The organism is Kutzneria viridogrisea DSM 43870, from assembly GCF_000525635.1.
Lineage (GTDB): Bacteria > Actinomycetota > Actinomycetes > Mycobacteriales > Pseudonocardiaceae > Kutzneria > Kutzneria viridogrisea.
Window position 1 is genome coordinate 5,247,168 of record NZ_CP007155.1, and the last position, 18,997, is coordinate 5,266,164.

The following is an 18,997-nucleotide window of genomic DNA, read 5'->3' on the forward strand; positions in this document are numbered from 1 at the left end:
TCACCCCTTCCGGCCGCGACGCAGCAACAGTCCCAACGCGAGGAGCACGGTGACCGCCACGGCGATGGACGGCCCCGGCCGCCGCTGCACGGTGTTCACCAGGTGCCGCACCCGCGGCCGCACCTGCTCCTTGACGCGCGCGGGGACATTCACCTTGTGCGCCAAGGCTTCCACGGTGTCGCCCAACTCGGACCTGGTCAGTTCGATGTCGGCGCGGAGCGTGGCTTCGTCCAGTTCGGACTGGTTGCGCGGAGCGGTGCTCATCGGTGCAGTCCTTCCTTCACGGCTTCGACGTCCTTCTTGACCCCGTCCACAGCCTCCTCCGGCACAGGCGGTACGGCGGCCTGGATCTGGCTCTTGCCGATCAGTGCGGCGATCCCGGCCGCGATCAGCAGCAGCGCGCCGACGATCAGCGCGGCCAGCCAGGGCTGCACCACCAGTGCGAGACCGAGCACGCCCGCCGCGATCAGCACGGCGACCCCGTAGAGCGCGAGCACCCCGGCCCCGCCGAAAAGCCCCGCGCCCGCGCCGGCCCGCTTGCCCTTGTTCCGCAGTTCCACCGCGGCCAGGCGCATCTCCTCCCGCACCAGCCGCGAGAGCTGCTCGGAGGCGTCGTGCACCAACTGGGCCACCGACTGGTCCTGCGGTCGTGCCTGACCAATGTCGCTGGACATGATCTCCTGCCTTCCTGTGCCGCTCGGGTGTTGGTCTTCCCGTTCCGCCGCGACCTGGGCGTCCAGTTCGGCGCCCAGCAGCACGACGAGATTGGAGATCCACAACCAGACCAGGAACACGATCACGCCTGCCAGCGCGCCGTAGGTCTTGTTGTAGGAACCGAAATTGGCCACGTACAGGCCGAACCCCGCTGAGGCCAGCGCCCACAGCAGCACCGCGAGCAGCCCGCCGGGGCCGAACCACGGGCCGCGAGCCGAGTCCGGGCTGAGCCGGTACAACAGGGCCAGGACCAGCCCGACCAGCGCGGCGATCACCGGCCACTTCGCGGTGTCCCACACCAGCACGGCGGTCTCGCCGAAACCGAGCAGGGCTCCGAGCCGTTCCGCGAGCGCGCCGGAGGCCACGGCACCGGCTGAGCACAACGCGAGGACCAGCACGGCGACCACCGTCAGCGCCAGGCGCAGCCCATAGCGCTTCAACACCGGGCGCGATTCGGTGGCACCGTGGATGGTGTTGCTGGCGCGCATGAACGCCCCGACGTAGCCGGAGGCCGACCACAGCGCGGCCAGCACACCGACCACCGCCAGCGGGCCCGCCAGCCCCGAGGAGCGTTGCAGGTCGTCGATGGTTCCGATCAGCAGGTCACGGCTCTGCCCGGGCGCGAGCTGGTTGATGCTGTCGACCAGGGGCTGCGTGGACCGCGGCCCCAGCAGGCCCAGTGCGGCGGTCAGCACGACCAGGCCGGGGAAGATCGACAGCACGCTGTAGTAGGTCAGGGCCGCGGCCAGGTCGTACAGGTTGTGCTGCCCGAAACCGCGCGCCGTGCGCTTGAGCACCTCGGCCCAGGACATGCCACCACCTCCGTCCAGGCTGTCCGACTGGGACGTACCCGGTTCGGGTGGCGGTTATGCGCCCGCGTGGCCGCCGGTGAGCCGCTAGCGCTGCACGTCGGCGGCCAGCGCCTCGTCCCGGTCGGCATCGACCACGCGGCGCCGACGTGCGCGCAACTCCAGTACGGCCACGGTGATGGCCACCAGCATGAACCCGATCGCGCACAGCATCGCCACCGACACGGCCACCGGGTACCTGCCCCCGGTGGCCGAAACGGTGGTGTAGTAGGCGGTGGCGAGCACCGCGGTCCCGATCGCGGTGCCGATCCGCTGCCCCGTCTGCAACGCCCCGCCCGCGGCGCCGGCCACCCGGTTGGGCACGCACTCCAGGGTCAGCGTGGTGTTCGGCGAGATCACCGCCCCACCGCCGACACCGGCGAGCAGCAGCGGCAGGGTCAGTGCCCAGCCCAGTTCCCGCTCGGGCACCAGCAGCACCACCACCGCCACACCGATCAGCCCGAGCGTCACCAGGCACAGGCCGGTGAGGGTGAGCCCGCGGCCGAACCGCGACACCAGCCGCCCGGCGACCACGGCGGTGATCGCCGAGCCGAGCGCGAACGGGGTCACGGCCAGCCCGGACTGCAACGGGGTGTACTGCAAGCCCTTCTGCAGGAACAGCGACATCACCAGGAAGATCCCGGTGAAGCCGCAGAAGTACACCGTGCCCAGCACGAGGCCGGGCGGATAACCCGGTACGGCGGTGAACAGGGTCAGGTCCAGCAGCGGCTTGCCGCCGCGCCCGGCGACCCGCTGCTCCCAGCGGACGAACGCGTAGCCGAAGGCCGGGGCCAGCAGCACGAGCAGCCAGAGCCACGGGGTGCCGCCGCCCTCGGACTGCACCAGCGGGAACAGCACGCAGAGCACGGCGATCCCGAGCAGCAGCGCACCCCGGTAGTCGATCTGGTGGCGCAGGGTGCGCAGGCCGGTGTCCGCCCTGGGCAGCCACAGCCAGGCCAGCGCGAAGGCCAGCGCCCCGACCGGCACGTTGACGTAGAACACCCAGCGCCAGCCGGAGTCCGCACCGAACGCGGCCAGGATCAGCCCGCCCAGCACCGGTCCGGTGGCCGTGGAGATGCCCACGGTGGCACCGAACATGCCGAAGGCCCGGCCGCGCTCCGCCCCGCGGAACATGTCCTGGATCAGGCCCGAGTTCTGCGGGGTGAGCAGACCGGCGGCAAGACCCTGCGCGAGCCGGGCCGCCACCAGCAGCCCCTCGTTGGGCGCGGCCCCGGCCAGCGCGCTGGTCAGCACGAACCCGGTCAGCGCGATCAGGAACATGCGCCGGCGCCCCAGCACGTCACCCAGCCTGCCGCCCGCGACCAGCGACAGCCCGAAGGTCAGCGCGTAACCGGAGACGATCCACTGCACGCCGCCGGAGGACGCGCCGAGCCCCTGCTGGATGGAGGGCAGGGCCACGTTGACGATGCTGACGTCGAGCAGGCTCATGAACCCGGCGGCCAGGCTCACGGACAGCGCCCGCCAGCGCCGTGGATCGGGAGAGGTCACCAACTCATCTTGGCCTCGGCGGGACCGGGCCGCTCGTCAGCCCAGCCAGGGCTGCGCGATCCGGTCGTACGTGCCGTCGTTGCGTGCCAGGTGCAGCCACTGGTCCACGTACTGCTGCCACACCACGTCCCCGCGCGGCAGCAGGTACGCCTTCTCCGCGAAGGTGAACGGCTGGTCCGGGTGCACCGCGCACAACTGTGGGTGCTGCTTGGCCTGCCAGCGGGTCTCCGTGGCGTCGGTGATCATCAGGTCGGCGCGGCCCGCCACCAGCTCCTCGAAGATCGTGTTGTTGTCGGCGTGCGGCACGATCGTGGCCCGGTGCAGGTTCTGCCTGGCGAACTGCTCGTTGGTGCCGCCGGGGTTGACCACCACCCGCACCCCCGGCTGGTCGACCTGCGCCAGGGTCTGGAAGCGCTGGACGTTCTCGCAGCGGGTGATCGGGGTCTTGCCGTCACGCAGGTAGGGCTGGCTGAAGAAGGCCCGCGCCGCCCGGTCCAGCGTCACCGAGACCCCGCCAACGGCCAGGTCGCAGCGCCGCCCGATGTCCTCCGGCAATGTGGCCCAGGTGGTCCGCACCAGGGTCAGCCGCACGCCCAGCCGCTTGGCCAGGTCGGCCGCCAGGTCGATGTCGATGCCGGTCCACTGCCCGGTGGCCGGGTCGAGGTAGGTGAAGGGCCGGTAGTCCCCCGTGCTGCACGCGGTCAGCTCCCCGCGCTGGCGCACCGAGTCCAGTCTGCTCGCCGCCACGTGGTCGGGTGCGGCGCCCGCGGTACCGAGGCCCACCAGCAGCAACAGCACGAGTACCGGCAGCCACCTGGAGAAGGTCGTCACACTTGCGGCAGCGTAGCGGTGCGCCGAGGTTTGGCCAGTCACGACAAGGGGGATAATACGGACATGGCCTCCCTGATGAGCAAGCTGACCGACTTCCTGCGCAGCCCCCAGGGCCGCAAGCTGACCGAGCAGGTCAAGCGGGCCGCCCAGGACCCCAAGAACCAGCAACGCGTCCGCGAGGCCGTGCGCAAGCTCCGCAAGCGCTGACCGGCGGCGACCCCGTCACGAAGGTGCCCTTTGGGGCGTTCAACGTCGCGAACGGCACCTTCCTGACGTCCCGGGGTCGGTCAGAACTCGTTGCCGGTACCGGCCAGGTCGCCGCCCGCCTCGATGGTGGCGTCCGGCGGGTAGACCCAGGCGATGGGCAGGCCGCCGAGCCCGATGGACACCAGGTGCTCGCGGGCCTGCGACTCCGAGCAGCCGCCGTAGATCAGGTGCGTGATCAACTCGTCCCGGTCCTCGGTCGCCGGGAAGCGGATGGCGCACAGCGTGCCGGTGTGCACGGGCTGCTGCTCGATCACCTGGTCGCCACGGCCGTACTCGGTCAGCAGGGCCGCCAGGTACCGGTCGTCGCCCGCACCCAGTTGCAGGAACAGCTCTCCGGTCAGCATCTTCACCATGGGTCGCTGACCGTGCCAGTGGTGGATCACCGGATCCTCGTTCACGGCGCACCTCCCGTTCGCAGTGCACCAGCTATCCCCCGATCGGTTGGGGGCTAAACCCGGGTGCCCGCACTTGAGGCGGGCGGGCCAGCCCGCCACGGGCTCAGCGCACCGGGCCGGTGGACTCGCGCACGACCAGGGAGACCCCGACGGTGCGGCGCGGCGACCCCGCCGCGCCGCACCCGCGCTCAGGCGCCCTTGAGCCGCTTCTCGGTGGCGATCACCATCGACACACCGATCACCACCAGCAGCACGGCCACCCCGATGGCCGCGTACTGGGTGCCGCCCTCGGGCAGCAGGATCTTGCCCTCGGTGAACACCGCCAGACCGAGCACGTTGAGGGTCTGCGCCCACCCCAGTCTGCGGTTTTCCGCCGAGCCCTTGGGGGCCTTCTTCGACACCGAGCCCACTCCGAACGCCGCGCTCAGCGTCCACAGCAGCAGCCCGAGCAGGATCACCCCGGCCACCCCCGCCGCGATCAGCTGCCAACTCGCCACGTCACCACTCCTCAGCACTCAGGTCCGATCAGGACTGGCTGGTACCCGGTGCGCGGCCGGGGGAAACGCCTACCTCACCCGTGCTGGGGAGATCCCCACAGTCTCAGGTGGACTGACCGCTGGCGCGCAGGTAGTCCAGGCACAGGTCCAGCGCCGCCTCCAGGTGGTCCGCGGAGCCCGTGGACATGAGGATCGTCACGCCGCCCTGGATGGCGGCGATCATCGCGGCCGCGGTGCGCGCGGGATCGACCCCGGGCCCGACCTGGTTGTTGCCCTGCATGGCTTCGATCCCGGCTTGCACCTGGCGCTGCCACTGCTCGACCAGCTGGCCGGTCAGCGCCTGGGCCGCCGGGGTGTGCCTGCCCAGTTCGGTGATCAGCACGCCCATCGGGCAGTGCACACCCTGCCTGCGGTAGCGCTCGACCACCACGTCGCGCCACCGCTGCCAGGCCGTCCAGGAGGTGAGCTGCCCGAGATGCGGCTGCTGGTCCTCGATCACCCGCCCGGCCTCCAGCTGCGCCACCGCGAGCAGGAGCTGCTCCTTGCCCTCGGGGAAGTAGTGGAACAGCTGGCTCTTGCCGGTGGCGCTGCGCTGGCACACGTCCTCGAGCTTGGTGGCGGTCACGCCCCGTTCGCGGATCTCCGCGGCGGCCGCCTCGATGATCCGCTGGCGGGTCGCCGCACCCTTCGCCGTGAGCACTCGGCCTCCCCCTTTTTTTCTGTACTTGCGGGTCCATTTTCATCGGACGACAGTGGCCTCGTCAACCAACGGAAGGACGGAACACCATGCGAGCCATCGTCGTCGAACAGCTCGGCGGACCGGAGGCGCTCGTGCCGAAGGAGGTTCCCGCACCGGTGCCGGGGCCGGGCGAGATCCTGGTCGAGATCACTGTCGCGGGCGTCAACTTCATGGACACCAGCACGCGACAGCACGGCCGCGCCGGTGCCGAGGTGCCCATCGTGCCCGGTGTCGAGGGCGCCGGTGTCGTGCGCGGGCTCGGTCCCGGCGTCACCGATCTGGCCGTGGGCGACCGGGTCGCCTGGGTCTTCGCCTACGGCAGCTACGCCGAGCAGATCGTCATGCCCGCCGCCGACGTGGTGCCGGTCCCGGACGGGATCAGCGACGAGGTCGCCGCGAGCGTGATGATGCAGGGACTCACCGCCCACCACTTCGCCACCGAGGCCTACCCGGTGCGGCCGGGCGACACCGCACTGGTGCACGCCGCCGCGGGCGGCCTGGGCCAGTTGCTGACCCAGCTGGTGAAACTCCGGGGCGGCACGGTCATCGGCCTGGTGTCACGGGAGGAGAAGGTCGAGGTCGCGCGCCGGGCCGGTGCCGACCACGTGCTGGTGTCCCGTGACGACGACTTCGTCGACCAGGTGCGCGAGCTCACCGGCGGTGCGGGGGTCGACGTGGTCTTCGAGGGCGGCGGCGCGACGACCTTCCAGGGATCGATGAAGGCGTTGCGGCGCAACGGAACACTGCTCTACTACGGCGTGCTCATCGGGCAGGCACCGACGATCGGCATCCGCGAACTGCCGAACAGCATCAAGGTCTGCTACCCGGTCTTCAGCGACCACATCCCCACCCGGGAGGCGCTGCTGACCCACTCCGCCGACCTCTTCTCGATGATCGCCGACGGCCGGTTGGCAGTGACCATCGGCGGCCGGTACCCGCTCGCCGAGGCGGCCCGCGCCCACCGCGACATCGAGTCCAGGAAGACCACCGGCAAACTGCTGCTGCTCACGGGGCAGCACGCCAGCTGACCGGCTCCACGCCAGCGCCGGGTCAGCGGTTCAGCGCGGGCTCAGCCGTCCAGCGCAGCTGCCGGGGCAGGGCGGCGCCACTCGTGGCGCTGCCCTGGCGGCACGCCGATGGCGACACCCAAGCCCCAACGAGCCGCACCTTCGCACGCCAACTACATATCTCTCAGTTCTTGCAGGAATTCAGATCAATTCTTCCGAAAGCCTCGACGATCTCGGCGCTGTGTTCGATGGCGAAGCGGACGATCTCGCAGACCCGGTGGATGTCGGAGGAGGTGGTGGCCGGTCCGGTGGGCAGGGCGATGACCTGTTCGGCCAGGCGTTCGGTGTGCGGGAGGGTGACGGGGTGTTCGCTGCGGTAGGGCTCGAGTTGGTGGCAGGCGGGTGAGAAGTACATCAGGGCGTAGACGTTCTCCGCGCGCAGCACGTCGAGCAGGACGTCGCGGTGCAGGCCGGCGTGGTCCTGGTCGACCTTGACCACGACGTACTGGAAGTTGTTGCGGTGGCGTGGGTCGTAGGCGTGCACGGTCAGGCCGGGGAGTCCGGCGAGCAGGTCGCGGTAGAGGTCGTAGCCGGCCTTGTTGTGGGCGACGACCTCGTCGAAGACGTCCAGGGAGGTCAGGCCCATGGCGCCGGAGGCCTCGCTCATCTTGGCGTTGGTGCCCAGGCCGCCGATCAGGCCGGGGGCGATGAAGCCGAAGTTGTGGGCCTGGCGTACGCGCAGGGCGAAGTCGTCGTCATTGGTGACGATGGCGCCGCCCTCGAAGGAGTTGACGACTTTGGTGGCGTTGAAGCTGAAGACCTCGGCGTGGCCGAAGCCGCCGATGGGGGTGGGGCCGTGGCTGCAGCCGATGCCGTGGGCGGCGTCGTAGATGAGGGTGAGGTTGTGGCGGTGGGCGATGTCGGCGAGGCGGTCGACGTCGCAGGGTTGGCCCCAGAGGTGGACGCCGATGATGGCGGTGGTGTGGGGGGTGATGAGGGTTTCGACGTGGTCGGGGTCGATGGTGCCGGTGACCGGGTCGATGTCGGCGAAGACGGGGGTGGCGCCCATGTAGCGCACGGCGTGGGCGGTGGCGATGAAGGTCATCGAGGGGATGATGATCTCGCCGTGCAGGTTCTGGGCGCGGATGATGACTTCCAGGGCGGCGGTGGCGTTGCAGACCGCGATGCAGTGGCGGGTTCCGGCCATGTGGGCGATGCGGTCCTCGAACTCGCGGACGAGCATGCCGCCGCCGGTGAGGCGGCCGTTGTCCAGTGCGCGGTCGAGGCGTTCGTAGAGTTTTGTGCGGTCGCCGGTGCTGGGGCGGCCGACCAGCAGGGTCTGGTCGAACTCCGCGTGGCCGCCGAACAGGGCGAGGTCGTCAACTCCGCGCTTCATGGCCGTCCTTCGAGTCTGGTTTGGATCAGGTCTGCGGCTCGCTCGGTTCCGCCTGCGGCGCGGGTTTGTTCGGCGAGGTCGTGGATGCGGGTGCGGGCTCGGTCGTCGCTGGTGAGTTCGAGTACGGCCTCGCGTACCGCGTGGGCGGTGACCTGGTCGCGGGGCAGGAGGCGGGCGATGCCCAGTTCGGCGGCGCGGCGGGCGACGAAGTGTTGTTCGGGTGTGTGCGGTACCAGGACCTGGGCGACGCCGTGGTGCAGGGCGCGCATGGTGGTGCTCATGCCCGCGTGGGCGACCAGTGCGGTGGCGTGCGGCAGGACCTCGGCGTGGGACAGGTACTGGTGGGCCTCGACGTTGGCGGGCAGGGGGCCCAGGTCGGCCACGGTCATGCCGCCGCCGAGGGTGAGGACCACGTGCCAGGGCAGGTCCGCGAAGGCCTGGGCGCAGTCGTGGAAGAACCTCGTGTCCTTGTTCTTCTCGGTGCCCAGGGACACGACCAGGACGGGGTGTCCGCTGGCCGGGGGCTGCCACGTGCCGCCGCTGTTGGTGGGTAGGCAGGGGCCGAGGAACTCGTGCCGGTCGTCGAAGAACTCGTTGCCCAGTTGGAAGAACTTGGGCAGGAAGACGAGGTTGTGGTCCTCGCAGGGGGCGTGGAACCGTTCCAGGTCGATGTCGTCGAGTCCGTAGCCGGACAGCAGTTCGCCCATGCAGTAGAAGAACTCCAGCAGGGCCGGGTGGTGCTCGTCGATCTCGGGGGCGAACTCGTCTTTGATCCAGGGCCCGAGTTGCCACTTCTCGTTGCTGGCGAAGGTCGGGAACATCTGGATGGCGGGGCGGGACCAGGTCAGGGCGGCGACTCGGGCGGCGGCGTAGGTGCTGGAGTCGTAGACCACCAGGTCGGGGGGTTGTCTGTGCTGGAAGTGGCTGCGGATCGGGGGCACGGTGGCGATGGCCTCGATCATGGCGCGCAGGGGTTCGCGGGCGAGGTAGTCGGGGTCGAAGACCTCCGGTAGTGGGCGTCCGGCCAGGGCTGAGGCGTAGGGCAGGACCTCGGCGCCGGTGGCGGTGACGGCCTCGGCGAAGCGTTCGGTGGTGGCGACGGTGACGTGCAGGCCGCGCCGGACGAGTTCGGCGGCCACCGGCAGCGTCGGGTCGACGTGGCCGTGACCTGGGAACGGCCACAACAGAACGTGGGGCGCGGCACCCTTGCCTGAATTGTCCATTGTCCATTTCCTCCGTGTTTCACGCACAGGCCCGCACCAGTTCCCCGATCCGGTGCGCCACGTTCACGGGGGACGGCATGTCGTGCATTTCCGCCCGCACCTCCCGGGCCGCACCGGCCCAGTCCGGATCGCCCAGCAGCCGGTCGATCAGCTCGGGGGTGATCTCCTCGCTCTCGACCGAGGCGCCCAGACCCCGCGCGGCCACCGCGGCCGCGGTCAGGTCCACGTCCTGGGGGACCACCAACTGCGGGATGCCCGCGTCCAGCGCCGTCATGGTGGTGCCGGACCCACCCTGGTGGATGACGGCGGAGCAGGTCGTCAGCAGCGCGTTCATCGGGATCCAGCCCATGGCGTGCACGTTCTCGGGCAACTGCCCCAGCCCCGAGGTGTCGGCCTCCCCCATCGCCAGCACGAACTCCGCGTCGACCGAGCGCGCGGCCCGCACCACCCGCTCGATCGGCCCCAGCCCGATCCGGTGCGGCGCGTAGGTGCCGAGCGTGACGGCGACGCGCGGGCGGGATCCCTTGCGCAGCAGCCACTCCGGCACCATGCCCGCGCCGTTGTATGGCACGTACCGCATCGGCCAACCGCCGTGCACGGTCCCCATGCTCGGCGGGCTGACGTCGATCACGGCGGAGGGCTCGGGCAGTCCCCGCACCCCGAACCGGCCGAACAGCGGCAGTTGCGGGGTGAAGAAGTCGACCATGCCGGAGACGTCGTGCGCGACACCGAGACCGTGCGCGATCGAGGGCACCCCGGCGTTGATCGCGGCGAGCGAGCCGATCGGCAGGGTTTCCTCGTGCAGCACCACATCGGGCCGCCAGGAACGCACGAGGTCCACCAGCCCGTCGACGAGCATCTCGGCCATGAAGCCGAAGAAGTGCGCCCACAGGTGGTCGGCCGGGTCCGCGCCCTCCTCGACCTCGGGTGTGCGGCTGCGCGCGGGCGAGTCCTCCTCGGTATCCGGGGCCGCCATGCTGAAGCCGGGCGCGATGTCCACACCCTGCAAGCCGGTCCGTTCCACCGGGGCCAGGCCGCCCGCGGTGGCGATCAGCACCTCGTGACCGGCGGCGCGCAGCGCCCACCCGGTCGTGATCATCGGGAACATGTGGCCGTGCGCCGAGATGCACGCGATCAGCACTCGCATCGCTCAGGCCGCCCCGTCCCACGGGAGGCAGGGCACCACGAACAAGCCGACACGATCGGTTTCCACGATTGCGCCTCTCATTGTTCACAGGAAATAACTGCGACAAAACAAACGTGACAGCGAGTCACGCCCAGGGTCAACACAGCGACAACTTTGTACGCGCACCAGACAACTTTCGTTGACGTCCATCAAGAGCAAAGTGACGAAGTCTCATGGGACGAATTGCGGCAATGCGACAACGGCTCCGCGCGCACCGGAGAGGTCCTGAGCAACGGGACCCGGGGCACCGGCGTCTACCCTGCACCAGTCACAGCGGCACGAGAGCGGAGTTGGGTGTTGGACGAGGCGGCGTCCTTCGACGAGTTCGTCCACCAGCACCAGCAGGCGCTGGTCCGGTACGCGGTGCTGCTGTCGGGCGCCCGCGCGGACGCGGAGGACCTGGTCCAGGAGGTCCTCACCAGGGTCTACCCGCGCTGGGCCGAGGTGAGCGGGTCCGCAGGATCGGCCTACGCCTACGTCCGGCGCGCGATCACCAACGAGTACCTGTCCTGGCGGCGGCGCTGGAGCACGCGGCACATCTGGCCCGCCGGGTCCGAGCTGCCCGAGCGGGAACACCTGGACCCGCTGCGCGACGAGCACGACGAACGGCTCTGGCAGCTGCTGCGCGAGCTGCCCAGGCAGCAGCGCGCGGCGGTGGTGCTGCGCTACTACGAGGACCTGGACGACACCGAGATCGCTGGGATCCTGGGGTGCCGGCAGACGACCGTGCGGGCGCACGTCAGCCGGGGGCTGGCCGCGTTACGGTCGGCGATCGCGATGCCGGAGCGGGCGTGGAGGAACCATGAGTGAGCCGGAGGACCAGCTGCGGCGCATGCTCGCCGCACGTGCCGACCAGGTCCGCTCGAACCTGTCCGGGCCGGCGATCCGCGCGCGGGCCCGTTCCCGTTCGGCCGTGCGCCGGTACGCCCCGCTGGCCGCCGCCGCGGCGGTGCTGGCGGTCCTGGTGGTCTGCCTGGTGCTCGTCCCGCGCGGTGGCTCCGAGCAGCAGCCGCCGGCGGCCCCCGTGCCGACCACGCAGTCGCCGACCACGCTGGAGCCGACGCCGCGGACGGGGCTGACGACCACGGTGAGCCCGACCACGGCGCCGGCGACCTCTCCGTCGGCCACGCTGGCGACCACCCGTCAGACGACCAGCGCGGCGGGGGCCGCGGGCTGATCCGGAGAAGTCACGGCCCCGGTGCAACAGATCGGCGGGGTGCCGCGTGGAAGTGGTGTGAGAACACCGGACGAGCCGTGGCAGACGCGGTCCGGTGCTGTGACACCGAGGAGGAACTCCATGCGAATCCCCACTGTGCTGAGCTCCCGTCGAGCCCTGGTCGCGGCGGCTGTCGCCGTCGGCGTGCTGGGCACCGGGGGGCTGGCGGTGGCGGCGACCTCGCTCGCCGACGGCGCCGCCACAGTGGCCCCGACCACCAGCACCACGAAGGCGCCCGTGACCGTGACCACCTCGAAGGCGCCGAGCGTCACGCCGACGACGATGACGACGTCGAAGGCACCCAGCGTCACGCCGACGACAGTGGCGCCCAGTGTCACGCCGAGCACGATGACCACCTCGAAGGCACCCAGCGTCACCCCGAGCACGACCAAGGCGCCCGAGCCGACGCCGAGCACCACGAGGGCGGTCGCGCAGGGCTGACGAACTCGCCCCTGGCAGCGCCACCGCTGCCAGGGGCGAGTCCTAGCGCCCGGCCCCGTGCGCGAAACCGGCGGCCTCGGGGCCCCGCTGTGGGCCGCTCCGCTGCTGCAACCGGCCAACCACCCGTTCCAGGTCGTCCAGGAACAGGTCGGCCAGGTCGTGGCTGAAACCGTTGCGCACCACCAGGCGCAGCACCGACAGGTCCTCACGATCGGGCGGGAAGGTGTAGGCGGGCACCAGCCAACCGTGCTGGCGCAGCTCGGCGGACACGTCGAACACCGAGTAGCCGGTGACCTCCTCGGCGAGGGTGAAGGCGACCACCGGCAGCTGGCTGCCGTCGGTGATCAGCCGGAAGGCGCCGAGCTTGGCCAGGCGCGCGGCCAGCGAGGTGGCCACCTCGCGGCAGCTCTGCTGCACCCGCCGGTAGCCGTCGAAGCCCAGGCGCAGGAAGTTGTAGTACTGGGCGACGACCTGCGCCCCCGGCCGGGAGAAGTTCAGCGCGAAGGTGGGCATGTCCCCGCCGAGGTAGTTCACCCGGAACACCAGGTCCTCCGGCAGCGCCTCGGCGTCGCGCCACACCACCCAGCCCACGCCCGGGTACACCAGCCCGTACTTGTGCCCGGAGGTGTTGATCGAGGCCACCCGGGGCAGGCGGAAGTCCCAGGCCAGGTCGGGATCGCAGAACGGCGCCACCATCGCCCCGGAGGCGCCGTCCACGTGCACCGGCACGTCCAGCCCGGTGCGCTCGTGCAACTCGTCCAGCGCGGCGCAGATCTCCGCGACCGGCTCGTAGCTGCCGTCGAAGGTCGAGCCCAGGATCGCCACCACGCCAATGGTGTTCTCGTCGCACAGCTTGACGGCTTCCTCCGCCGACAGGGTGAACCGCTCCCCCTCCATGGGCACCAGCCGGGGCTCCACGTCCCAGTAGTTGGCGAACTTGTCCCAGCACACCTGCACGTTCACGCCCATCACCAGGTTGGGGCGGTCCGTCGGCTTGCCCTGGGCGCGGCGGGCGTGCTGCCAGCGGCGTTTGAGCGCCAGCCCGGCGAGCATGCAGGCCTCGCTGGAGCCGGTGGTGGAGCAGCCGGTCGCGGTCTCGGCGGGCGGGGCGTGCCAGAGCTGGGCGAGCATCCGCACGCAGCGCATCTCCAGCTCGGCGGTGCGCGGGTACTCGTCCTTGTCGATCATGTTCTTGTCCGCGCACTCGGCCATCAGCCGCGCCGCCTGGGGTTCCATCCAGGTGGTCACGAAGGTGGCCAGGTTGAGCCGGGAGTTGCCGTCCAGCATCAGTTCGTCGTGCACCACCTGGTAGGCGGTCTCGGGGTCCAGCTCCGCGTCGGGCAGCCGGTTGCGCGGCACGGACAGCGGTTCCCTGGTGAAGATCGGATTGATGGACAGCTCGGGCCGGCCCGAGTCGCTGTGCTGCGAGGGGTGCGAGAGCGGCATAGGGTCCACGCTAGGAGACCTGGGTCGACCGCGCAGGGGAGGTGGCCACGGATGTGCCGATTGTTCGGGATGTCCGCCGCCCCCGCCCGGGTTCGCGCCACCTTCTGGCTGCTCGACGCCAACGACAGCCTTGCCGAGCAGAGCAGGCACAACCCGGACGGCACCGGTCTGGGCACCTTCGACGCCGACGGCACGCCCCGGGTGGACAAGCAGCCGCTGGCGGCCTACGAGGACACGGAGTTCGCCGCCGAGGCCAGGCAGTGCGAGTCCACCACGTTCCTGGCGCACGTGCGCCACGCCACCACCGGGGCGCTGACCGTGGACAACACCCATCCGTTCGTGCAAGACGGCCGGATCTTCGCGCACAACGGGGTGGTGCGGGACCTGCCCGCGCTGGAGGCGCAACTCGGGCCGTACCGGGAGCAGGTGCACGGGGAAACCGACTCGGAGCGGCTGTTCGCGCTGATCACCAAGCACATCGCCGAACACGGCGGCGACGTGGCCGCGGGCATCCGCACCGCGCTGCGCTGGGTCGCCGGGCACCTGCCGATCTACGCGGTGAACCTGCTGCTGACCATGCCGACCGAGCTGTGGGCGGTGCGCTACCCGGACACCCACGGCCTGTACGTGCTGGCCCGCGAACCCGGCGGCGGCACGGGACGGCACCTGGAGCACGCCAGCCCCGCGGGCACCGTGCGCGTGCGGTCCGGGGACCTCATCGACTCCCCCGCCGTGGTCGTGGCCAGCGAGCGCATGGACGACAACCCGGCGTGGCGCCAACTCGCCCCCGGCGAACTACTGCACGTGGACGGCCAGCTCCGGGTCACCAGCCACGTGGTGCTCGACCGGCCACCGGCCCACCAGCTGACCCTGGCCGACCTCGGCGCGGCGGCACGGGCGCAGCTCAGCCACTAGCCGGTGGTCGTGCGGCTTCGCCAGCAGATCGTCCCCGAGCAGACTTCACTTTGACGGGACATTGGCGTCACCGGCCATGGGGCGCAGGTACTCCTGCGCCCACCCGTCGAAGCTGGTGAGCGGGATGCCGAGGTCCCTCGCGTACTGCGGGCGGGCCGGTTGGCCGGCCACGTTCATCCACTCGTGCGAGGCACCCATCGCCGGCATCCCGGCGGCAAGTGCCTCCGCCACGGTCATGTCCGGCGCGGACAGGTGCGTGTCCAGAGCGCGGGAGAGGACCTCAGCGATCTCCGCCATCGACAGGTAGTCGCTTGCCAGTTCCAACTCGACCCCGTCGAACCGCTCCGGCGCGGATATGGCCGCGGCGGCCGCCCTGCCGATGTCGTCCACCGCGACCAGGGACAACCGGGTATCGGGTTTGACGACGCTCACCAGACCGCCCTCGATGCCGCGCGGGAACAGGAATGCCATGGACGGCAGGAAGTTCTCCATGAAGAAGCTCGGCTTGAGCAGCGTCCAGCGGGGGAAGCCAGCCGTGCGGACCCGGTCCTGGATCGCGCTCTTGGCTCCCAGGGTGGCTTCCATCGAGGCCCAGCGGCCTTCGGCCCAGCCGGGGGTTTCGGTGTGCTGACCGGCGCCGCTGACGGAGGTGTGCACGAACTGCGGTACTCCGGCGGCCTTCGAGCCCTCGATGAGGTTGATGCCCTGAGCCACCTCCCCTTCGAAGTCGAAGCCTTCCGCGGTCATACCGGGCATCTGCACGGAGAAGACGGCTCGGGCACCTTTGGCAGCCCGGATCACGGAATCGCGGTCGTGAAGATCGCCGGTGACCAGCTCGGCGCCGAGTGCTTCGACGGCCTTGGCCCGGGCGGTGGCCGGAGCGCGCACCAGGGCACGGACGGGTATCCCTGCCGCGAGCAGGGCACGGGCGGTGGCGCCGCCCTGCCTGCCGGTGGCGCCGGTGACCAGGACGGGCGCGGGATCTGTGGACATGCTGCTCCTCGAAGGCTCAACGCATTAAACGGCGGGGCCCGCCGTTTACCTTCGAGTACGATATGGCGGCCCCCGCCACTTAGCAAGCTTGGAGCTGCCGCCATGGTGGATCGCCAGCGCGCCGACGCCCGGCGCAACTACGCGCGCATCCTCGCCGTGGCCGAGGAGGAGGTCGCCACCCACGGTGCCGGCGCCTCCCTGGAACAGATCGCCCGCACAGCGGGAGTTGGCTCAGCGACCGTGCGCCGACACTTCCCCACCCGCCAGGCACTGTTGGAAGCGGTCTCCCGGAAACGGATCGAGGCCCTGCGCGTCCGCGCGCACAGCTTGACCGGTGACAGCCGCGACGCGCTGCTGGAATGGCTGAGCGAGGTCCTCGCCTACTGCGTCTCCGCCCGGGGACTGGCAACCGCGCTGGCCTACGACGACGCCGGGTCCGACCCCGTGCACGAGAACAGCTGCTCGGCGGCACTGGAGGAGGCGGCAGAGCCCCTGCTGCGCCGCGCCGTGCAGGACGGCGTGGTGGCCAGTGGCGTCACTGTCTCGGATCTACTCACGCTGCTCGTCGGCATCGCCCTGGCCACCGAACACTGCCCCGAACCCGCCGCCCGGGCGGACCGGCTGTTCCAGTTGGCCGTGGCGGGACTGAGCCCGCAGAGCTGAACAAGGAGCCACCGGGAGCTTCGTCAAGGCGCCGGCGGCACGGTGCGTACGCCGTTCCAATACTGGCCGTTGCCGAGCAGGGCTCGGTGACGGCGGCGGCGGAGCTGCTGCACCTCGCCCTGATGGCGGCGTGCGAGCAGTCCCCCGCCGACGCCCACCACCTCGGCGACGAGGAGTTCGTCGTGGTGCTGGGCGCCGCTCGCCGCGGACCGGGTTGAGCCGCGCGAACTGCCAGCGGAGCCGTGGTGAGGTTCGACCGCGACAGCGCGCTCGACGGCGTGCTGTTGGACGTGCTGCGGCGCAACGATCTGACCCGACCACGGTCGCCCGCGTGTCCCAGCCCGTCATCGCCGTGGTCCGGCCCGGCGCGGGCCCGGGCGAGACGGCCCTGCTCGAACTCCTGCGTCAGGAGACCTGGTCCGAGTCCGCTTCCTTCTCACCGGTGTCCTGACGGCCGAGAAGGAAGCGGATCGAGGCGACCGACAGCACCCCGGCCTGCCTACCTCCGCAGAGGTGTCCACATGCGACAGTCGACTGGCGGGACCTGTGCGGTCACCAGGGCATCGGGCCGTCCTCCTCGAAGAAGCCGCCAGTCGGGGCGTCGCTGCCGACAGTGGCCCAGTGCACCGAGACGCGGGCTCCCACGTCCGTGGTGCGCACACCGGCGAAGTTGTTCAGGTCAGTGGCGACGTAGCCCGGGGTGACGGCGTTGACCTTGATGTGCCTCAGCGCCGGGTCGGCGAGGAAGGCGTTGGCGTACTTGACGGTCAGCATGTTCACCGCGGCCTTCGTCGCGGAGTACACGAACGAGTCGTGCGACTGGGCGAACATCGAGCCCGGATCGGTGGTCTTGGAGAACAGCGAGGAGTCGCTGGAGACGTTGACGATCCGCGCCGCCGCGGACAGGCGCAGCAGCGGCAGCATGGCGTGCACGACCCGGACCAGGCCGAACACGTTCGTCTCGAACTCGGCCCGCATGTCCTCGGCCGACACCTCCAGCGCGGGCTTGCGGACGAGCAGGCCGGCGTTGTTCACGAGCACGTCGAGGCGGCCGAACTCGCTGCCGATGAACTCGGCGGCGTTGCGCACCGACCGATCGTCGGTGATGTCGAGCTGCACCGGCCGCGCCCCGACCTCCCGGGCGGCGCGTTCGCCTCCTTCGAGGTCGCGGCTGCCGAGCAGCACGGTGAGGCCGCGTTCGACCAACTGCCGGACGGTGGCCAGGCCGATGCCCTTGTTGGCACCGGTGACGAGAGCGATCGTGGTCATGACTTCCTTACAGGGTGACGGTTTTGTATTCGACGTACTGGGTGAGCCCGACGGCCCCGTACTCGCGGCCGATGCCGCTGGCCTTGAAGCCACCGAAGGGGCCGTCGAAGCCGATCGGGGCGCCGTTGACGGTGACGGTCCCGGTCCGCATCCGGCGGGCGACGCTCAGCGCGTGCGCCTCGTCGGCGGACCAGACACCGCCGGACAGGCCGTATTCCGAGTCGTTGGCGATGCGGACCGCGTCGTCCTCGTCCTCGTAGGCGATGACGACCAGCACCGGCCCGAAGATCTCCTCCTGGGCGATGCGCATCGAGTTGTCCACGTCGGCGAACAGGGTCGGCGTGACGTAGTTGCCCTTCTCCAGCCCCGCAGGCACCTCGGCGCCGCCGGTGACCAGACGCGCCCCCTCCTCGACGCCGAGCTCGATGTAGTCCCGGACCCGCTGCTGCTGGTCGGGGCGGACCATCGGGCCGATGAACGTGTTGTCCTCGGCCGGATCCCCGACCGGCAGCGACTCCATCATGTCCTTGAGGCCGGCGACGACCTCCTCGTAGCGGTCGCGCGGCGCGAGGATCCGGGTCTGCGCGATGCACGCCTCGCCGTTGTTGAGCAGGGAAGCGAACTTCAGGCCCTGGACCGCCTTGGCGATGTCGGCGTCGGGCAGGATGACCGCCGCGGACTTGCCGCCCAGCTCCAGGCTGACCCGCTTGAGTTGCTCCCCCGCCAGCGACGCGATCCGGCGGCCGGCCCGCGTCGACCCGGTGAAGGCGATCTTGTCCACGTCCGGGTGCTTCACCAGGTGCTCGCTGGTCTCCCGGTCCGCCGCGAGCACGCTGATCACGCCCTCCGGCAGGCCGATCTCCCGCAGCATGTCCGCGAACAGGTTCATGCTCAGCGAGTTCTCCGGGGACACCTTGAGCACCACGGTGTTCCCGGCCAGCAGCGCTGGCACGATCTTGGCAAGCGCCGAGGAGAACGGCGAGTTCCACGGGATGATCGCGGCGACAACGCCGATCGGCTCACGCCGTACCACCGAGCGGATCGGTTCCGCCGTCGGCAGCGCCTGCTCCCAGTCGAGTTCCTCGGCGGCCTTCAGGTACGCGGCGACCTGCCGGGACATTCCCTGCTGACCGCCGCGCGCGAACCAGATCGCCTGGCCGTTCTCCGCGGAGACGAGCGCGGCGATCTCCTCCGCGCGCTCCAGACGGAGCCGGTCGAAGCGGCGGATCAGCTCGATCCGCTCCGCGGGTGTGGTCCGCCGCCACGGCCCCTCGTCGAAGGCCGTGCGGGCGGCGGCCACCGCGCGGTCGATGTCCGCCGGCAGCGCCTGCGCGGCGCGGCCGATCACGGACTGGTCGTGCGGCGACACGATGTCGAGCAGGTCCGCGCTGGTCGGCGCCACCCAGGCGCCTCCGATGAACAGCTTGTCGTACGTCAGCACT

At 70.6% G+C, this 18,997-nt stretch carries 22 protein-coding genes; 8 read left to right on the top strand and 14 right to left on the bottom strand.

All coding sequences use genetic code 11. From position 1 onward, the window contains the following. From KALB_RS23220 to KALB_RS23235, 4 genes are all read right to left on the bottom strand, one after another. Complete coding sequence (locus KALB_RS23220) at nt 1-264, bottom strand: DUF3618 domain-containing protein (protein ID WP_025358107.1); 264 nt, start codon at nt 262-264, stop codon at nt 1-3. Beyond that, a complete protein-coding gene (locus tag KALB_RS50215; RefSeq protein ID WP_025358108.1) occupies nt 261-1,526 on the bottom strand; it encodes a YhjD/YihY/BrkB family envelope integrity protein in 1,266 nt (421 codons plus the stop codon). Before KALB_RS50215 ends, KALB_RS23220 begins: the two co-directional genes overlap by 4 nt. Before the next feature lie 84 nt (nt 1,527-1,610). After that, nucleotides 1,611-3,074 carry an MFS transporter gene (locus KALB_RS23230; protein ID WP_025358109.1) on the bottom strand — a complete coding sequence of 488 codons (1,464 nt, stop codon included), beginning with the start codon at nt 3,072-3,074 and terminating at the stop codon, nt 1,611-1,613. A 33-nt stretch (nt 3,075-3,107) separates the two neighbouring features. Continuing rightward, entirely contained in the window at nt 3,108-3,902 is a 795-nt protein-coding gene (locus tag KALB_RS23235) for a transporter substrate-binding domain-containing protein (RefSeq protein ID WP_030111693.1), read from the bottom strand. A 63-nt stretch (nt 3,903-3,965) separates the two neighbouring features. Here KALB_RS23235 and KALB_RS48290 point away from each other — a divergent pair, with 63 nt between their 5' ends. Then, nucleotides 3,966-4,109 carry a hypothetical protein gene (locus tag KALB_RS48290; RefSeq protein ID WP_169743533.1) on the top strand — a complete coding sequence of 48 codons (144 nt, stop codon included), beginning with the start codon at nt 3,966-3,968 and terminating at the stop codon, nt 4,107-4,109. An 80-nt stretch (nt 4,110-4,189) separates the two neighbouring features. Here KALB_RS48290 and KALB_RS23240 read toward each other — a convergent pair whose 3' ends face one another. The 3 genes from KALB_RS23240 to KALB_RS23250 form a co-directional block, all read right to left on the bottom strand. Continuing rightward, nucleotides 4,190-4,567: a hypothetical protein gene (locus tag KALB_RS23240; protein ID WP_025358111.1), complete on the bottom strand. Its 378-nt coding sequence runs from the start codon at nt 4,565-4,567 to the stop codon at nt 4,190-4,192. 185 nt (nt 4,568-4,752) lie between these two features. Continuing rightward, nucleotides 4,753-5,061, bottom strand: a complete 309-nt coding sequence (locus KALB_RS23245) for a hypothetical protein (RefSeq protein ID WP_025358112.1) — start codon at nt 5,059-5,061, stop codon at nt 4,753-4,755. A 103-nt stretch (nt 5,062-5,164) separates the two neighbouring features. Further along, nucleotides 5,165-5,761 carry a TetR/AcrR family transcriptional regulator gene (locus KALB_RS23250; protein WP_025358113.1) on the bottom strand — a complete coding sequence of 199 codons (597 nt, stop codon included), beginning with the start codon at nt 5,759-5,761 and terminating at the stop codon, nt 5,165-5,167. A gap of 86 nt (nt 5,762-5,847) precedes the next feature. On the opposite strand from KALB_RS23250, the gene KALB_RS23255 reads away from it, so the two are divergent. Beyond that, nucleotides 5,848-6,828 carry a quinone oxidoreductase family protein gene (locus KALB_RS23255; protein ID WP_025358114.1) on the top strand — a complete coding sequence of 327 codons (981 nt, stop codon included), beginning with the start codon at nt 5,848-5,850 and terminating at the stop codon, nt 6,826-6,828. Nucleotides 6,829-6,991: 163 nt separating this feature from the next. On the opposite strand, the gene KALB_RS23260 is transcribed toward KALB_RS23255, so the two are convergent. From KALB_RS23260 to KALB_RS23270, 3 genes are read right to left on the bottom strand one after another with little or no spacing between them, the layout of a single operon-like run. Then, on the bottom strand, nt 6,992-8,203 hold the full coding sequence (locus KALB_RS23260) for a DegT/DnrJ/EryC1/StrS family aminotransferase (RefSeq protein WP_025358115.1): 1,212 nt from the start codon (nt 8,201-8,203) through the stop codon (nt 6,992-6,994). Beyond that, the gene (locus KALB_RS23265) at nt 8,200-9,426 is read right to left on the bottom strand and encodes a macrolide family glycosyltransferase (protein ID WP_025358116.1); all 1,227 of its coding nucleotides are present in this window, start codon (nt 9,424-9,426) and stop codon (nt 8,200-8,202) included. Before KALB_RS23265 ends, KALB_RS23260 begins: the two co-directional genes overlap by 4 nt. 19 nt (nt 9,427-9,445) lie before the next feature. Next, nucleotides 9,446-10,573 (bottom strand): nucleotide disphospho-sugar-binding domain-containing protein, encoded by a 1,128-nt coding sequence (locus KALB_RS23270; protein ID WP_025358117.1) that lies wholly within the window; start codon nt 10,571-10,573, stop codon nt 9,446-9,448. Between the two features lie 336 nt (nt 10,574-10,909). On the opposite strand from KALB_RS23270, the gene KALB_RS23275 reads away from it, so the two are divergent. From KALB_RS23275 to KALB_RS46730, 3 genes are all read left to right on the top strand, one after another. After that, a complete protein-coding gene (locus KALB_RS23275; RefSeq protein WP_035971660.1) occupies nt 10,910-11,422 on the top strand; it encodes a SigE family RNA polymerase sigma factor in 513 nt (170 codons plus the stop codon). Then, nucleotides 11,415-11,789: a hypothetical protein gene (locus KALB_RS23280; RefSeq protein WP_042220704.1), complete on the top strand. Its 375-nt coding sequence runs from the start codon at nt 11,415-11,417 to the stop codon at nt 11,787-11,789. The genes KALB_RS23275 and KALB_RS23280 overlap by 8 nt, the downstream gene beginning before the upstream one ends. A gap of 120 nt (nt 11,790-11,909) precedes the next feature. Continuing rightward, nucleotides 11,910-12,269 carry a hypothetical protein gene (locus tag KALB_RS46730; protein WP_148309586.1) on the top strand — a complete coding sequence of 120 codons (360 nt, stop codon included), beginning with the start codon at nt 11,910-11,912 and terminating at the stop codon, nt 12,267-12,269. A gap of 42 nt (nt 12,270-12,311) precedes the next feature. Here the strand turns inward: KALB_RS46730 and gad are convergent, their stop codons facing one another. Then, nucleotides 12,312-13,715, bottom strand: coding sequence for a glutamate decarboxylase (gene gad, locus KALB_RS23290; protein ID WP_042220706.1), 1,404 nt, complete (start codon nt 13,713-13,715; stop codon nt 12,312-12,314). 51 nt (nt 13,716-13,766) lie between these two features. On the opposite strand from gad, the gene KALB_RS23295 reads away from it, so the two are divergent. Continuing rightward, complete coding sequence (locus tag KALB_RS23295; RefSeq protein ID WP_025358119.1) at nt 13,767-14,630, top strand: class II glutamine amidotransferase; 864 nt, start codon at nt 13,767-13,769, stop codon at nt 14,628-14,630. Nucleotides 14,631-14,675: 45 nt separating this feature from the next. Here the strand turns inward: KALB_RS23295 and KALB_RS23300 are convergent, their stop codons facing one another. Next, nucleotides 14,676-15,623, bottom strand: a complete 948-nt coding sequence (locus KALB_RS23300) for an NmrA family NAD(P)-binding protein (protein WP_025358120.1) — start codon at nt 15,621-15,623, stop codon at nt 14,676-14,678. 102 nt (nt 15,624-15,725) lie between these two features. Here KALB_RS23300 and KALB_RS23305 point away from each other — a divergent pair, with 102 nt between their 5' ends. Further along, on the top strand, nt 15,726-16,286 hold the full coding sequence (locus KALB_RS23305) for a TetR/AcrR family transcriptional regulator (RefSeq protein ID WP_025358121.1): 561 nt from the start codon (nt 15,726-15,728) through the stop codon (nt 16,284-16,286). Between the two features lie 86 nt (nt 16,287-16,372). Further along, nucleotides 16,373-16,504, top strand: a complete 132-nt coding sequence (locus tag KALB_RS49900; RefSeq protein WP_268872212.1) for a hypothetical protein — start codon at nt 16,373-16,375, stop codon at nt 16,502-16,504. 334 nt (nt 16,505-16,838) lie between these two features. Here KALB_RS49900 and KALB_RS23315 read toward each other — a convergent pair whose 3' ends face one another. Together KALB_RS23315 and KALB_RS23320 are read right to left on the bottom strand one after the other, a co-directional pair. Then, complete coding sequence (locus KALB_RS23315) at nt 16,839-17,555, bottom strand: SDR family NAD(P)-dependent oxidoreductase (RefSeq protein WP_025358122.1); 717 nt, start codon at nt 17,553-17,555, stop codon at nt 16,839-16,841. A gap of 7 nt (nt 17,556-17,562) precedes the next feature. Beyond that, a complete protein-coding gene (locus KALB_RS23320; protein ID WP_025358123.1) occupies nt 17,563-18,996 on the bottom strand; it encodes an aldehyde dehydrogenase in 1,434 nt (477 codons plus the stop codon). Nucleotide 18,997: the final 1 nt, after the last annotated feature.